Genomic DNA, 16,240 nt, shown 5'->3' with positions numbered 1-16,240 from the left:
CAATGCCCAAGGACTAGATACTGGCCTCTTTGCTCCAAGAGTTACCAGGTTAGGAGTTGCACCTAACTAAATCAACTGCACCGAACTGGCGCACCATTCATAATCTCCTTAACTTCATCCAAACTAAACCCTAAACTCACCAACGCTCTTATATTCCATAATTGTCTTAGCCCCTCTTCGTCAAACTCTCGATCTTTTCCTTCTTTATTCTTTGAAATCACTCCCTTCTTTTCATATCTACGAATCATATTTCTCGTGATTCCCAGATGTTCTTCGATCCACTTCACCTTATACTTCATTGCACACTACTCCTTTTCCAATCTACAGCCTTGTTCTTAGAACAACGCAAGCTAAAAAAGTTATTTCTTCTATCCTTTTTTTGCCATAACAGACCTTGTATATTTCGCGAACAAAAAAAAGCGGCACAACGACCGCATTGAGTTTAAAGAATAATAATGTTAATATATCCACATGAACTTAGAAAAATGGATAGAAGAAAATTTTAATACAACAGAATATACACTCAAAAAAACAGACAAAGGCATTAGCAACCACAACTATTTATTAACAATCAACGACAATAAATATATGGTGCGCGTACCAAAGAAGAATCATGAATCACTTGGTTTACAACATGAACATGAAAAAGAAATCTTGCCACTTGTTTCTGACTTAGATGTACCCGTTATTTTATTCGATGAAAAAGAAGGTATCAAAGTTACTCAATATATTGAGAACGTACAAACTTTTGATGAATACAAAGACAAAGACAAATTCGCAAGATGTGCAAACTTAATGAAATCGTTACATACTAAAGAAGCCCCTTTGTTTATTTTCAACCCTTTTGGAAAGATTGAATTCTACAAATCACAAATTAAAGAACCAATTGTATCTTTCCCAAATGAAGAAAACTTTTTAGAAGCATTAAAAAAAGATTATAAACCAAATACACTCTGTCACAACGACTTTGTACAAGGAAATATTCTTTATAGTGATACAAAAGACTATTTGATTGACTATGAATATGCTGCTAAAAACGATTATCGCTTTGATATTGCCAGCTTCTTTTCAGAAAACAATATCCACTATATCGACCAAAGAGATCAATTCTATCAAACCTATTTTGATGGAGAAATCGATCCTATGATCGATGTACAAGTACAAGCATTTGAAAGAATGGAAGACATTCTTTGGGGATATTGGGCAAATATGCTTTATGAACAAAGAGGCGAACAAATCTATCTTAACATCGCAAAAGACAAAGAAAAACATTACAGAGGCTAAATAGCCTCTGTTTTTTCATCTATATCCATAAATTCTTCTTCTGATAAAGAAACCGTTAAATATGTATCATCACCAATGATTTGTTTTGCTCCTCTATCATTACACAACTGTTTAGCCTTTTCATAATAACAATTAGGAAGCAACATAGGATTACATAAAATACCATCATGCTCACAAATCACAATATGTTCACCATCTTGAATTGAAACCATTTCCTTTAACGTATCCAATTTTAAATATGGCATATCCGCAACCATCAGTATGCACGCATCATTTTGACAAGCACCCACACCTAACGCAATAGAATGACCTTGCCCATATTCAGGATGATTATTCATTATGACTCGATATCCTTGTTCTTTAGCCATATCTTTTATCGGCTCATATTGTGTCACTACAATGACATCCGAAAAAAAGGTTGCCTTGTCAAAAGCATATTCAATTAACTTCTTACCATGAAATTCATACAGAAGCTTATTTGAAACAAAGCGCCTGGAAAAACCAGACGCTAAGATAATTAAAGAAATGTTATTCATCTTCTTTTCCTAATAACACTTTTTCAGCCGTAATAGGTAAAGTACGAACCTGCACTCCAGTCGCATGTTTTACTGCACTAGCAATTGCACTTGTTGGCGTATTAATAACAACTTCCCCAATGGATTTAGCACCAAATGGACCATTATCTTCATAACTGCTTTCAAATTCAACACGAACACTAGGAACATCTACTCTTGTTGGCAACTTATACTGCAAGAAGTTACGATTACGCATCTTACCCTCATCTGAGTATGTAATATCTTCGCTTAAAGCCATACCAATACCTTGTACAATACCACCTTCAGCTTGTACACGAGCCAAGTTAGGGTTAATAACAGTTCCACAATCAACTACAGAAACATAATCATGAACTTTGATTTCACCCGTCAATTTATCTACATCCACTTCCGCAATACCAACCATAAATGGAGGAGGACTTGTAGGCGACATATGAGAGTCACTCGCAATCAATGCTTTTGCGATACCACCATTGAAACATGTATCCGCAAAATCAGCCAAACTCATTTCATGGGTATGATCTAATGTATTGATTTTCTTACCATCAAATTCAATCTCTGCTTTATCCACATTGAAGAATCCAGCTGCCGCTTCTAAAATAGAATTTCTTAGTTTTTCACAAGCCTTTACTACGGCCATACCCGTTACATACGTTGTACTTGAAGCATAAGAACCCGTATCATAAGGAGAATGGTCAGTATCTAATGCACTTGTGACAACTTGATCCACATCACAATCCATACATTCCGCAACCATTTGAGCAAGAATCGTATCACAACCCGTACCCATATCTGTAGCACCAATACTTAATGTATAGAAACCATCATCCTGCAGTTTAATTTCAACAGAACCTACATCAAGGCACGAAATACCACTACCTTGCATAGATAAAGAAACACCTAAACCACGAACGAAATCACCCATATCACGTCTTAAAGGTTTATTCTTGTAGTCAATCATTTCCATAGCTTTTTCTAAACAACGATCCAATGCACACGCATTCAATTCTTCATTATGATATTGCGATAACACTTCATTTTCACGTGTCATATTTTTAAAGCGAATTTCACAAGGATCCATATTCAATTCATCCGCCAATTCATTGATGATAGATTCAACCGCAAACTGACCTTGCGTAGCCCCATATCCTCTATAGGCACCTGCACGCATTGTATTTGTATAAACCACATCATATGTAAAGCGACTCGCTTTAACATGGTTATATAAAGGTAAAGATTTATGTCCAACCAAATCAATTGTTGTAGGACCATGTTCTCCATAAGCACCTTGATTTGATAATGTATATAAATCTATAGCTTCAATCGTACCATCTTTTTTAGCCCCAATACGAACATGCATCTTCATTTCATGTCTTGAGTTACTAGCCGCAAAAGTTTCTTCACGCGTATACACAATCTTACTTGGCTTTTTAAGTTTCCATGTCACAAACGCCGTAAAAATTTCACAACAAGCTGTTTGTTTAGCACCAAAACCACCACCAATTCTTGGTTTAATGACATTGATTTTTGATTTTGGGATTTCCAAAGCATTACTTAAAATTCGACGAACATGGAAAGGAATCTGTGTAGAACTTACACAATTCAAACGACCATATGTATCAATGTAACAATATGAACGCATCGTTTCCATCATTGCCTGGGCATTGGCCTTTGTGTGATAATCTCTTTCTAAGACTACTTCGCAATCATTTAATACCGCATCCACATCACCAACAACACTTTCGCCGCTGCTGACAATATTACGCTTAACATCATTACCAATCTCACAAAGACACTTATAATCCTCTTCTTCATGAACAACAATTTTATTATCAATCGACTTTTCAAAATCTAACAATGGTTCCAACACTTCATAATCTACTTTAATAGCTTTTAAAGCACGATCCACACAATCCTCATTAGCACCTGCAACAATTGCCACTTCGTCTCCAACATAACGAACTACATTTTCTAAGATTCTACGATCATAAGGACTAGGTTCAGGATAAGATTGTCCTGCAAGAGTAAAACGAGAAGTTGGAACATCCTCATATGTATATACAGCTTCAATTCCAGGAATTCTTTTCGCAATCGAAGTGTCAATACTTTTAATTTTCGCATATGCATGTGGACTTCTTAGAAGTTTGACAATCAAACAATCCTTTGGTGCTAAATCATCACAATATACAGGCTGACCCGTAACTAAAGCCATTGCATCCTTTTTGATGACACCTTTTCCTACATTATTCATGATTTTCACCTCGACTTAAATACGCTTTAATAGCACGCATCTGCGACATATATCCAGAGCAACGACATAAATTTCCAGCTAAATAAGCACGAATCTCATCATCACTTGGATTCACTAATTCTTTTTCCATCGCCAAAACATTCATAATAAATCCTGGCGAACAGAAACCACATTGTTCTGCACCTTGTTTTGCCATAAACACGCCGAATTCACTGGCTTCTTTTTGTAGCCCTTCAAGCGTTGTAATTTCATGACCATCACATCGAACCGTTAATGTACTACAAGAAAGAATAGGTGTTCCATCCTTCCATACTGTACACAATCCACAGTTTGCGGTATCACAGCCTCTTTTTACACTGTAACACCCATGATCTCTTAGCCAGTCTAACAATAAAGTTTGTGGCTGTACATCATCCTGAATCAATTTTCCATTCACTTTAATTTTAACCAACATAAGACTCTACCTTTCTCAATAACTTCTGTGTTAATCCCTCAACAAGTTTTTCTCTATATTCCTTACTACCACGCATATTGTCTGCACAATATACATCTAAATCAACATGATCTAAATCGCAATTATAAACTTTCGCAATAGCTGGTCTTGCACCAAAACAGAATCGATAGTGATCTGCATATTTAGTACATGATGCATTTAAAACACTTAGATCCGTAGCACTCCTTCTTACTGAAACAAAAGCACTAGGCAAGTTTGTCTTTTTCACATAGATATATTCGACAATATCCTTTTCATATGGAAGATTCACAAATTCTTCAAGTGAAATACGCCCATGCTTATGTGTTTGTACATCACACTCTAAGCATAGCAAACTACAGATGACATCACTAAAACTAAAACGTGAATATACACTTCCTCCAACTGTAGCCAAGTTTCTTAATTGTACACCGACAATATCCTTTACAGCATCTCTAAATACATAACAAGTTGCCTCATTAAAAGCTTGATGCGTTTCTAATTGACGCAAAGTCACCATGGCACCAATCTTAAATTCTGTATCATCTTCTTCAATTTGATCCAAGCCTAATTTACTCAAATCAATAGCGGTTGGAATCTGAATATCTTCCATCTTCAACCAGATCATACCGCCCAAAATCATATTCTTCTTATTTTTCGTTAGTAGCGCATACGCCTCATCTAAAGATTCTGGCGATGCATAATTCATTATTCTTAACATAATGGATACGCTCTCTTTCTTTACTAAAATTTTAACACAAAAAGAAAGTGTTAAACACCATGTTTAACACCGATTTGTTAGTCTTTTTTACCAGGCAAAATTAAATTTAATACGGTTGCGATCACAAACGTCATAATAATTCCGTTTTGTGCAAAAATATTTCCAACCCAACTTGGTAATTGTGCTAGAACTGTAGGTACTTGTCCAATACCAATTCCTAGACCGATTGCCAAGGCAATAATCAAAGTGTTTCTTTCATTGAATTCAACACGCATCAATGATTGAATACCACTTACCAAAATACTCGCAAACATAATAACGGCAGCTCCACCAAGTACAGATTGAGGCATAACCGCAAATAAAGCACTTAATTTTGGACAGAAACCGCAAAGAATCAAGAAGATAGCTCCTGTCATAATTGTAAAACGGTTAACAACTTTAGTTACGGAAACCAAACCAACATTTTGAGAGAATGAAGTATTTGGCAAAACACCAAATAAAGATGCGATGACAGAACCTAAACCATCTGCCAATACGCCACCTTGTAATTCTTCAGAAGTCGCTTCACGATCTAAACCACCATTTGTGATACCAGAAACATCTCCAACTGTTTCAACCGTTGTCGCAATAAACATAATTCCCATCGCAATAATAGCCTCTAAATTAAATTCCATCTTTACTGGCATAAATGTAGGAAGTGCAATCCAAGAAGCTGTTTGAACCTGAGTAAAATCAACCATTCCAAGTACAATAGCCAAGATATATCCAGCAATAATACCAATCAAAATCGATGCATTATTCACAAAACCTTTGATTTGTTTTGCGATAATAATTACCAAAATAACAAATGTACCTACTAATAAATGTTTTGGATCACCAAAATCAGCAGCACCACTACCACCACCAAAATAATTAATACCAACAGGAAGTAATGATAAACCAATTGAAATAATAACTAAGCTAGTAACAACAGGTGGGAATAATTTTCTTAATGGTTTGATGAAGAAACCTAAAACCATCTCAAATAAACCACCAATTAAACTTGCTCCCATCAATGCACCATAACCATATAGAGCACCCATAGCTTTGGCAGTTCCAATAAATCCAGAACTAGTACCCATAACGATTGGAAGTTTAGCACCAATCTTCCATACTGGATACAACTGAACTAAAGTAACAGCTCCCGCAATAAACATCGCATTTTGAATCAACGCAGATTTTAAATCTGGTGATAATCCAAGCATTCCTGCAATAATCAATAATGGACTGATATTTCCAAGAAACATCGCCAATACGTGTTGAATTCCTAAAGGCAAGGCTTCTTTTAAAGGAACAACACCATCAAGTTCATATATAGAACCTTTTTTCACATCTTCTTTTCTCATTCTTTTCCTCCGAAAATAAAAAAGTCTCGTACAAAAACGAGAATCAACGCGACACAATAAAAAAGTAGGTTGATTCATAGTCCCTGAATTTACGGTTTAGGGGTAGAAACATCGACACCGTATTAGTCGACATATACGAAACACGTTAGGATTATATCATTAAATAAGCAAAAAAAATAGGACAAATTTGTCCTATTTCCATAATTTTTCAGGATATACACCATCTTCAATCAACTGTTTGAATGCATTTTGCACATATTCCTTATCTTCAGCATATGTAACACCAAACCATTTATCATGTGTTTCAAGCACCTTCACATTGATACGATTTTCTTTCAATAATTCAGCCACAATATTTGGAAGCAAGTATTCCTTCTTCAATGGATTATCTGAAATGTTAGCTAAGAAAGTGCTGAAATCCTTTTCAAGATAGTCTAAGAAATCTGGATATCCAGCCCACATATTCATAGAAACATTGCTTTCGGGTTTTGCCCAAGCCTCTACTTCAGGATTATCACATATGATCTTATCCCCTTCAGCTTTGATTCCAGTTGTTTCATAAACTTCTTTTAATAAATTATTATCATCCACTTTACATACACCACGAGTTACAGTTCCATTTTCACTTAAAGTGTTCTTTAAAATGAATCCAGCCATACCCATGTCAAATTCTTTTCCCATTTTTGCATGTTCTATTAAGAAATCATGTAATTTCACAAATGCTTCTTTTCCATAATAATCATCCGCATTAATGATCACATAAGGTGTATCTACAACACTCTTCGCACAAAGCACAGCCTGACCCGTTCCCCAAGGCTTAGTACGTCCTTCAGGACAAGTAAATCCTGCTGGTAAATCATTGATATCCTGGAATACATATTCTACATCCATATGATTTTGGATACCCGTCTTTAGAAGTTAGCACCATTTTTGTTTAGAAGTTAAAAATTATCGATGTTATTCAGAGCCTTTATTTTAGGGCTCTTTTTTATTTTGAATTTTTTTTACTTTTTTTATTTTATATAGTATAATAATGGTGTAGTGGTGCATTGCTTTCGGAGGTGCTTTTATGGCTTATTTTCTTAAGGTTTCTAAACAGCAGAATCGAACTTATCTTTCCATTTATGAGAGCTTTTATTCTCCCGATGTTAAAGGTACCAAACAAAGAAGTTTCCGCAAGATTGGCAATCTCGACAAACTGATTGAGAGCGGCATCGAGGATCCTATTGCCTACTTCAAAAAAGAGGTTGATGAACTGAATGAAAAAAGAAAACAGGAGATGCAGAACAATAAGATCAACCAGAAACTTATTTCCGATATCTCTCCTGAAAAATATCTTGGATATTTTCCTTTGGCTAATATACTGAACGCTTTAGATGTTGAAGAACATTTCAAATATATGCAGTCCACAAGAGATTTTCAGTTTGATGTGTACGATATAGTTTCTTCCCTTGTATTTGCACGTGCTGTTGCGCCTTTGTCTAAATCCAGAACTTTTGCGGAGATTCTTCCATCCCTATATAAGAAACCCAGCTGCTCGTATGACCAGATTCTTTCCGCTGTTGAATTCATCGGAAGTGAATATGAGAAATTCATTGAAATCTTTACCGTTGCCACAGAAGACAACTATGGAATCGACACTTCAAACACCTATTTTGACTGTACAAACTTCTATTTCGAGATAGACAAGGAAACAGATTTCAAACGAAAAGGACCTTCCAAAGAAAACAGAAAAGATCCTATCGTAGGTATGGGACTATTACTTGATGCGAACATGATTCCAATCGGAATGCGCATGTTTCCTGGAAATGAATCCGAAAAGCCTGTTCTAAGAGAAACTGTTTCAAGCCTTAAAGAAAGAAACAATATCGAAGGCAGAACAATACAGATTGCCGATAAAGGACTTAACTGTGCTCAGAACATTATAGAAGCTGTAAACAATAATGACGGTTACATATTTTCTAAGTCCGTTAAGCAGTTGAAAGATAAAGAAAAACTATGGGCACTGCTTGATGATGGATTTGTAGAAGTGAAAGACAGGAACGGAAATCTTCTTTACAAGTACAAATCTTGTATCGACGATTTTAAATACGAATACACAGATAAAGACGGACATAAAGTATCGAAGACAATAAAAGAAAAACGTGTTGTCACATACAATCCTAAACTGGCAAAAAAGAAGAATTATGAAATCGACAAGATGGTAGAAAAAGCACGTTCTTTAAGTGGATACGCAGCTAAAAAGAACGAATATGGTGAATGTGCAAAGTATGTCAACTTTACATCTGTAAATGGAGACAAAGTCGAAACAGTCATCAACTATGAAACGATAGAAAAAGATAGAAAATGTGCAGGATACAACATGCTCGTCACTTCTGAATGCAGAATGAAATCCGAAGCAATCTATGAAGCGTATCACAATTTGTGGAGGATTGAAGAATCATTCAGAGTCATGAAGAGTGACCTGGATGCAAGACCAGTTTATCTTCAGAAAGAAAACAGTATCAAAGGACATTTCCTAATCTGTTACATCACAGTACTGCTTACAAGAATCCTTCAGTTCAAGGTATTGAACAATGAATTTTCTACACCGACAATATGTAATTTTTATAGAAATTTCAAAGTGGTGAGCATCAACAATAACAGATATATCAATATGACAAGAGCTTCTGATTTTGTATCAGCATTAGCTGTTAAACTCCATCATCCAATCACAAACTATTATCTAACAGACAAACAGATCAAATTAATGCATACTCGATAAGAAGAATAAAGGTACCCTCTGGAATATCACAACAGCCTCGTTGCATTTCCATTAAGGGTACCTTTTAAATATTCAATTTTAAAAAGTTAGCACCATTTTTTACTGCTTAACTTCTAAAGTCAGGGATTATATCATTAAATAAGCAAAAAAAATAGGACAAATTTGTCCTATTTCCATAATTTTTCAGGATATACACCATCTTCAATCAACTGTTTGAATGCATTTTGCACATATTCCTTATCTTCAGCATATGTAACACCAAACCATTTATCATGTGTTTCAAGCACCTTCACATTGATACGATTTTCTTTCAATAATTCAGCCACAATATTTGGAAGCAAGTATTCCTTCTTCAATGGATTATCTGAAATGTTAGCTAAGAAAGTGCTGAAATCCTTTTCAAGATAGTCTAAGAAATCTGGATATCCAGCCCACATATTCATAGAAACATTGCTTTCGGGTTTTGCCCAAGCCTCTACTTCAGGATTATCACATATGATCTTATCCCCTTCAGCTTTGATTCCAGTTGTTTCATAAACTTCTTTTAATAAATTATTATCATCCACTTTACATACACCACGAGTTACAGTTCCATTTTCACTTAAAGTGTTCTTTAAAATGAATCCAGCCATACCCATGTCAAATTCTTTTCCCATTTTTGCATGTTCTATTAAGAAATCATGTAATTTCACAAATGCTTCTTTTCCATAATAATCATCCGCATTAATGATCACATAAGGTGTATCTACAACACTCTTCGCACAAAGCACAGCCTGACCCGTTCCCCAAGGCTTAGTACGTCCTTCAGGACAAGTAAATCCTGCTGGTAAATCATTGATATCCTGGAATACATATTCTACATCCATATGATTTTGGATACGATTTCCAATAACTTCTTTAAATTCCTCTTCAATATCCTTACGAATAATGAACACGACTTTATCAAAGCCAGCCTCTTTGGCATCATAAATCGAATAATCCATAATGATTTCGCCATTTGGACCCATTTTAGCCAACTGCTTGATTCCACCGCCAAAACGAGAACCAATTCCAGCAGCCATAATAATTAATGTTGTTTTCATATTATCAAAAACTCTCCTTGTAAATCAGTATATCCATTATACTAAAATGAATACACTTTCACAAGTTAACTATAGTTTACCTACAAAACATACTCCAAAAGCGTTTGGCCCAATATGCACACCAATTGTTGAACCAATACGAACTCGTTCCACATCACAATCAAGTTTTGATTCTAACTTTTCAACATTCTCTAAACCATATGAATACAACGTATAAACAGGATACAGTGTATCAACAATATCTGCCTGCATCTTTTCGCAAACAATACTTGTAGCCTTATTTACACCACGCGTTTTACCTGCCACCGCAACTTCTCCATGATCTGTACAAATAATAGGTTTAATACTTGCCAAAGTCCCAATAGCTGCTGCCGTCTTAGAAATTCTTCCACCCTTAGCCAAATATTCCAATGTATCCAAACCTGCATAAATATGAACTCTCTCTTTTAATTCTTCTAAACCTGAAACAATACTCTCAACACTTCTATTTTCACCAATCCAGTTCATCGCTACTTCACATAACAAGCGAATTCCAGCAGCTGCAGTTAATGTGTCTACAATATATATGTTCTCGTAATCCACCATATCTTTTGCCAAACAAGCACTTTGATAGGTTCCACTCAATTTACTAGATAACGATAAACAAATCAATGTCTCTTGTTTTTCTTTAACTTTTTCAAAAATATCCAAAAATTCTTGTGGCGAAGGTTGTGACGTTTTAAAGAATTCTTTCGAATTCACCATCTTCGTATAAAATGTTTCTGTATCGATATCAACCCCATCTAAATAGTTCTTGCCCTCAATTTGAATTTGTAGTGGCACAAAATATAAATTTTTATTTTTAATCTCTTCTTGCGTATAATCACTCGCTGAATCTACTAATAATCGAATCATAATTTTCTCCTTGGTTAACACAGTTAACTGTTCACATTATATACTATAAAAACTTTCTGTCAAATATTTTAAAAAAATACTTGCATTAATTAAAATCATGTAGTAATATAAGTGAGCACTTGTCAAGAAAGACGAGTTTCATATACATGGCGCGTTGGAGAAACGGTTAACTCACATGCCTTTCACGCATGCATTCACGGGTTCGAATCCCGTACGCGTCACCATTTTTCAAATAAAGTCCGAAAGGACTTCTTTTTTTATTTCTAATACTTTTTCAGAAAACTTAATACTTATTTTTTCATTAATTTGCGTAAACCCTTTCACAGATGATATAATCTAAATCATTGAGGAAGGGTGGTTTTATTATGCACAATAAACGTAGTACGTTTTCTGGCAAATTAGGGTTTGTCTTGTCTGCCGCCGGAGCCAGTGTTGGCCTTGGTAATATATGGCGATTTCCTTATTTAGCTGCAAAATACGGAGGAGGAATCTTCCTACTTATTTACATTATTCTTGCCTTAACTTTTGGTTATACGATGATCATAGCTGAAACAACATTAGGTAGAATGACAAAGAAAAGTCCTGTTGGAGCTTTCCATACTTTCGCAAAGACAAAGTTTGCGTCATTTTCTGGATGGATCAATGCCATTATCCCCATCTTGATCGTACCGTATTACTCTGTCATTGGAGGATGGGTCATCAAGTATTTATTTGAGTATTTAAAAGGTGATGCAAAATTACTTGCCACAGATACATATTTTTCAAGCTTCATCTCAAACGGAGTTTCTACAGAAATATGTTTTATACTTTTCACCTTCTTTACTCTTGCCATTATTTATGCCGGGGTTCAAAACGGAATTGAAAGAGTATCCAAATTTATGATGCCAGTACTTGTCGTATTATCTATAATCATTGCAGGATATTCAATCAGTCGACCTGGCGCATTTGAAGGTGTTAAATATTTCTTGATTCCTAACTTCGATAACTTTTCATGGATGACCGTAGTGAGTGCTATGGGACAAATGTTCTATTCTCTATCCATTGCGATGGGTATCTTGATCACATTTGGTTCTTATATGAAAAAAGATGTTTCTATTGAAGGCTCAACAGAAAACGTAGAAATTTTCGATACAGCCATTGCGATCATGGCAGGACTTATGATTATTCCTGCTGTATTCTCTTTTTCAGGTGGAGATATGGAAACGTTAAAAGCTGGACCATCCTTGATGTTCATTACGATTCCTAAAGTATTCGCAAGCATGGGATTTGGTACAGGCATCGGCATTATCTTCTTCTTACTAGTGCTATTCGCAGCTATCACTAGCTCTATTGCACTAACAGAAAGTGCTGTATCTACATTCCAAGATGAACTACATTGGTCTAGAAAAAAATCTACAATCATCTTAAGTATTATTATGATTGGACTAGGAACACTTTCATGTTTAGGATATGGCCCATTATCTAACGTAACAATCATCGGCATGCAATTTTTAGATTTCTTTGATTTCTTGACAAACTCTGTCATGATGCCAATTGCTGCCATTGCGATTTGTATCTTCGTTTCTAGAGTTGTTGGATTAGAAAAGATTGAAAAAGAAATCACGCAAGATGGAAATCCGTTCAAGCGTAAGAAAATATTCAATTTCATGATTCAATACTTATGTCCAATCTTCGCATTCATTATTTTATTAAGCTCGATTGCGAACGCATTTGGATTCATAGCCATGTAAGCTTAGCTGCCGCTAAGCTTTTTTTGTGCACAATTTTAATGTAAACTAATTGTAGGAGGTAGCTTATGAACATTACAGTATATTTAGGATCAACCTACGGAAACGATCCAGACTTTAAAACAAAAATAATAGAATTAGGTACATGGATTGCCAAAAACGGACACACTCTAGTATTTGGAGGATCTAAAACTGGATTAATGGGAGAACTTGCCAACAGTGCATTAAATGCAGGTGGAAAAGTAATCGGTGTAGAAGCACAAATGTTTGTGGATGAAGGTGTACACATGAATAATCTTACCAAGTTATACATTGAAAAAGATATTACTGATCGAAGAACACGCATGATTGAACTTGGCGATGCCTTCATTGCCTTTCCTGGTGCAACGGGAACATTAGAAGAAATCAGTGAGATCTTATCAAAAATCTCATTATTCCAGCTTGAGTGTCCATGCATCTTTTATAATGTGAATGGCTATTATGATCATTTAAAGGCATTCTTACAACACATGATTGATTGTGAATTATCCACACCGAAGCAGCAACAAAACATTTATTTCTTAGATTCAATCGATGAAATAAATGAAGTATTGATAGAAGGATAACCTTATGATTTATACAATTACTTTTAACCCCTCTTTAGACTATGTTATTCAAGTCGATCATTTTAAGCCTGGTATCATTAATAAAACAAAATTTGAAGAAATCCTTCCCGGAGGAAAAGGCATCAATGTTTCGATTGTCCTATCCAATCTTGGACATGAAAGTACAGCTTTAGGTTTTATGGCTGGTTTTACTGGAGTTGAAATCGAACATAAATTAGAAAGTTATGGAGCTAAAACAGATTTCATTCATGTAAAAAAAGGATTATCTAGAATCAATGTAAAAATGAAATCCGATGAAGAAACAGAAATCAATGGTATTGGACCTGACATTCAGCCAGAAGACATTCAAGAATTATTCAATCAATTAGATCAACTCACAGAAAAAGATATCTTAGTTATATCAGGAAGCATTCCAAGTACACTACCCGATACAATGTATGAACAAATCATGGAACGTGTTCACAAAAAGAAAATAAAAGTTGTTGTCGATGCGACAAACAACCTATTATTAAAAGTATTAAAATATAAACCATTCTTAATTAAACCAAACAATCATGAATTAAGTGAAATCTTTAATGTCGAATTAAACACTCGAGATGAAGTCGTTCCTTACGCAAAGAAGCTACAGGAAATGGGTGCACAAAACGTATTGATTTCTATGGCCGGACAAGGTGCAGTGCTAGTAAGTGATAATAATGAAGTCATTCAAAGTAAAGCGCCAAAAGGAACTGTAGTGAATTCAGTTGGTGCCGGTGATTCTATGGTTGCAGGCTTTTTGGCTGGATATTTAGAAACAAACGATTACGAAAAAGCATTCATAAACGGCTTATGTTGTGGTAGTGCAAGTGCCTTCCAAGTTGGTCTTGCGACAAAAGAAGATGTAGAAAGCGTAAAGAAAACTCTTAGCGAAAACTAAGAGTTTTTTCTTCATTATAGTAATCCAACAGCTGACGCTACAATTGACAATACGATGATTGCGACAATCAATACGATTGGACTGACTTGTTTTTTCTTCAACAACCAGAAGCACAATAATGTTACACACATTGGCAAGAAGTTAGGGAAGATCTTATCAAAGAATTCTGTTTGAACTGCTACTTTGATTCCACCATCAACTTCGATGACTGGCAATAAGTTAATTGATACATAAGAAGCAATCAAGGCTCCGATTACTTTGACGTACTCTCATCATTAAAATGACGAGATTCTCTTTCTCTCATTGCGAGAAATGGAGCATCGCAAAGCTTTCAGCATGGTTCTAGACCTTGCATATAGTCTTTACATAACTCTTGTTTTTTGAGCATTTCCAATCCATATGGACTGTACTTTGTATACTCATACTACATCCAGCAGGGCTTACGCCTGAGACCTGATTGGATGAGAGATCCTTTATGCTAGAATCCAAAGCATGATTTCATTGTGTGTCCACATTTTTTCTTATTTAGAATCAATGTGTCCTGCATTTCGACAAAATGTGGAAAATTAAAATGACAGGCTATAAAATCTGGTGCAGTCAATGTATCGTCAGTATGACATATTAGAAAGGCAGAATATAAATCTCTTTGTACTTTACATCCTTCAATCGTTTTAAATCTTTCGCTTAAAGTAGGTTTGATGTATTCACCTGTATCATGGTGAAGTTGTGAAGCACGGTATTGATGAATATCTATTTCGTAGTATGGAATTCCATACTGCGTAGCTTTTGATTTCAGGTCTGCCTGCATAAGACCTGGAGAACGGTTCTTGATGGAGTGTCCATAACGTTTCTTACGTTTGTATTTGTGCACCATTTTCAAAGAACCGTCTTTTTGTTTAATTGTCGTTGCCTCATCTTTACGCTCTGTCTTCTTTGATTTCTTTTGCAGAGCTTTAAAGTTCATTGGCTCAAGGATGAATTCGCTTGTATTTTGAACGACTCTATTGATAAAGGTATGATGTGAAGTCTTAATGTAAGCAGATTGTTTTCGATAGAGAACTCGAACTTGGCGTTTTAAACGTCTACATCGTTTTGTGGTTTTCCATTTATGTTTTCCCTTTTTGACTGTACCATTTTTATTATAGTTTTCTGGATTATGTTTTCGCATAGATGCATCTATCAGATTCTGCTTATGACGAATCACTTTTTCATAATTTACAGAATCTGGAGCCAATTCTTCCAGATGGACTTCGTTGTTTGAGACTGTCGCAATCGTTGATGTTCCAAAGTCTACACCTGTACGATGTCCGCCATCTTTTGACAGTTTAATTCGTTTTGGTGCATCACCTCGAAGTGTGATCACTACATAATATTTGAATCCACTGTTGAATTCTATCCTCTTTAAAAATGAATAAACAACATCTTCTTTCAAATCAACAGATGAAATAATGTTCTGAATATATTCATTCTTTGGAACACGAACTTTGTAATAATGTTTCATAAAACAGATGGTATCCCATCTTGAAAGTCTCACTCCTGTTGCAGCACATTTTTGTTTGATACAATCGAAACTATTATATCTTCG

The 16,240-nt window shown here is 35.3% G+C and carries 16 protein-coding genes, 1 tRNA gene and 1 riboswitch; of the genes, 6 read left to right on the top strand and 11 right to left on the bottom strand.

Features of this window, described 5'->3' with window-relative positions; translation table 11 throughout:
* Positions 1-71: 71 nt before the first annotated feature.
* Positions 72-299, bottom strand: coding sequence for a MerR family transcriptional regulator (locus Q0F04_RS08715; RefSeq protein ID WP_295752424.1), 228 nt, complete (start codon positions 297-299; stop codon positions 72-74).
* Positions 300-471: 172 nt separating this feature from the next.
* Between Q0F04_RS08715 and Q0F04_RS08710 the strand changes: the two genes are divergently transcribed.
* A complete protein-coding gene (locus Q0F04_RS08710) occupies positions 472-1,284 on the top strand; it encodes a choline kinase family protein (RefSeq protein WP_295752421.1) in 813 nt (270 codons plus the stop codon).
* On the opposite strand, the gene Q0F04_RS08705 is transcribed toward Q0F04_RS08710, so the two are convergent.
* From Q0F04_RS08705 to Q0F04_RS08680, 6 genes are all read right to left on the bottom strand, one after another.
* Entirely contained in the window at positions 1,281-1,820 is a 540-nt protein-coding gene (locus Q0F04_RS08705; RefSeq protein WP_295752419.1) for a nucleotidyltransferase family protein, read from the bottom strand. The genes Q0F04_RS08710 and Q0F04_RS08705 overlap by 4 nt on opposite strands.
* Positions 1,813-4,089, bottom strand: coding sequence for a molybdopterin cofactor-binding domain-containing protein (locus tag Q0F04_RS08700; protein ID WP_295752417.1), 2,277 nt, complete (start codon positions 4,087-4,089; stop codon positions 1,813-1,815). The genes Q0F04_RS08705 and Q0F04_RS08700 overlap by 8 nt, the downstream gene beginning before the upstream one ends.
* Positions 4,082-4,543, bottom strand: coding sequence for a 2Fe-2S iron-sulfur cluster-binding protein (locus Q0F04_RS08695; protein ID WP_295752415.1), 462 nt, complete (start codon positions 4,541-4,543; stop codon positions 4,082-4,084). The genes Q0F04_RS08700 and Q0F04_RS08695 overlap by 8 nt, the downstream gene beginning before the upstream one ends.
* Entirely contained in the window at positions 4,533-5,282 is a 750-nt protein-coding gene (locus tag Q0F04_RS08690) for an FAD binding domain-containing protein (protein ID WP_295752413.1), read from the bottom strand. Before Q0F04_RS08690 ends, Q0F04_RS08695 begins: the two co-directional genes overlap by 11 nt.
* A gap of 77 nt (positions 5,283-5,359) precedes the next feature.
* On the bottom strand, positions 5,360-6,667 hold the full coding sequence (locus tag Q0F04_RS08685; protein WP_288519688.1) for a nucleobase:cation symporter-2 family protein: 1,308 nt from the start codon (positions 6,665-6,667) through the stop codon (positions 5,360-5,362).
* Between the two features lie 57 nt (positions 6,668-6,724).
* Positions 6,725-6,826, bottom strand: a riboswitch (purine riboswitch).
* A 33-nt stretch (positions 6,827-6,859) separates the two neighbouring features.
* On the bottom strand, positions 6,860-7,558 hold the full coding sequence (locus Q0F04_RS08680; RefSeq protein WP_295752405.1) for a nucleotidyltransferase: 699 nt from the start codon (positions 7,556-7,558) through the stop codon (positions 6,860-6,862).
* Positions 7,559-7,736: 178 nt separating this feature from the next.
* On the opposite strand from Q0F04_RS08680, the gene Q0F04_RS08675 reads away from it, so the two are divergent.
* Entirely contained in the window at positions 7,737-9,431 is a 1,695-nt protein-coding gene (locus tag Q0F04_RS08675) for an IS1634 family transposase (RefSeq protein ID WP_295752402.1), read from the top strand.
* Between the two features lie 167 nt (positions 9,432-9,598).
* On the opposite strand, the gene Q0F04_RS08670 is transcribed toward Q0F04_RS08675, so the two are convergent.
* Complete coding sequence (locus tag Q0F04_RS08670; RefSeq protein WP_295752400.1) at positions 9,599-10,513, bottom strand: sugar phosphate nucleotidyltransferase; 915 nt, start codon at positions 10,511-10,513, stop codon at positions 9,599-9,601.
* 69 nt (positions 10,514-10,582) lie between these two features.
* A complete protein-coding gene (locus tag Q0F04_RS08665; protein ID WP_295752398.1) occupies positions 10,583-11,407 on the bottom strand; it encodes a DegV family protein in 825 nt (274 codons plus the stop codon).
* Between the two features lie 148 nt (positions 11,408-11,555).
* Between Q0F04_RS08665 and Q0F04_RS08660 the strand changes: the two genes are divergently transcribed.
* The 4 genes from Q0F04_RS08660 to pfkB all read left to right on the top strand — a co-directional run bounded on the left by Q0F04_RS08660 (position 11,556) and on the right by pfkB (position 14,655).
* A tRNA-Glu gene (locus tag Q0F04_RS08660) sits at positions 11,556-11,631 on the top strand.
* 141 nt (positions 11,632-11,772) lie between these two features.
* Entirely contained in the window at positions 11,773-13,137 is a 1,365-nt protein-coding gene (locus Q0F04_RS08655) for a sodium-dependent transporter (RefSeq protein ID WP_295752396.1), read from the top strand.
* A gap of 65 nt (positions 13,138-13,202) precedes the next feature.
* A complete protein-coding gene (locus Q0F04_RS08650; RefSeq protein ID WP_295752394.1) occupies positions 13,203-13,739 on the top strand; it encodes a TIGR00730 family Rossman fold protein in 537 nt (178 codons plus the stop codon).
* Positions 13,740-13,743: 4 nt separating this feature from the next.
* Positions 13,744-14,655 carry a 1-phosphofructokinase gene (gene pfkB / locus Q0F04_RS08645; RefSeq protein ID WP_295752391.1) on the top strand — a complete coding sequence of 304 codons (912 nt, stop codon included), beginning with the start codon at positions 13,744-13,746 and terminating at the stop codon, positions 14,653-14,655.
* 14 nt (positions 14,656-14,669) lie between these two features.
* Here pfkB and Q0F04_RS08640 read toward each other — a convergent pair whose 3' ends face one another.
* Complete coding sequence (locus tag Q0F04_RS08640; RefSeq protein ID WP_366510383.1) at positions 14,670-14,900, bottom strand: PTS system mannose/fructose/sorbose family transporter subunit IID; 231 nt, start codon at positions 14,898-14,900, stop codon at positions 14,670-14,672.
* Positions 14,901-15,133: 233 nt separating this feature from the next.
* Positions 15,134-16,240: hypothetical protein (locus Q0F04_RS08635; protein ID WP_295752388.1), on the bottom strand; the 1,107-nt coding region annotated here is incomplete at its 5' end.

The sequence above is a fragment of the uncultured Holdemanella sp. genome, assembly GCF_934772795.1.
Lineage (GTDB): Bacteria > Bacillota_I > Bacilli_A > Erysipelotrichales > Erysipelotrichaceae > Holdemanella.
The sequence above is the reverse complement of the archived record's forward strand: the minus strand, read 5'-3'. Positions and strand labels throughout refer to the sequence as shown.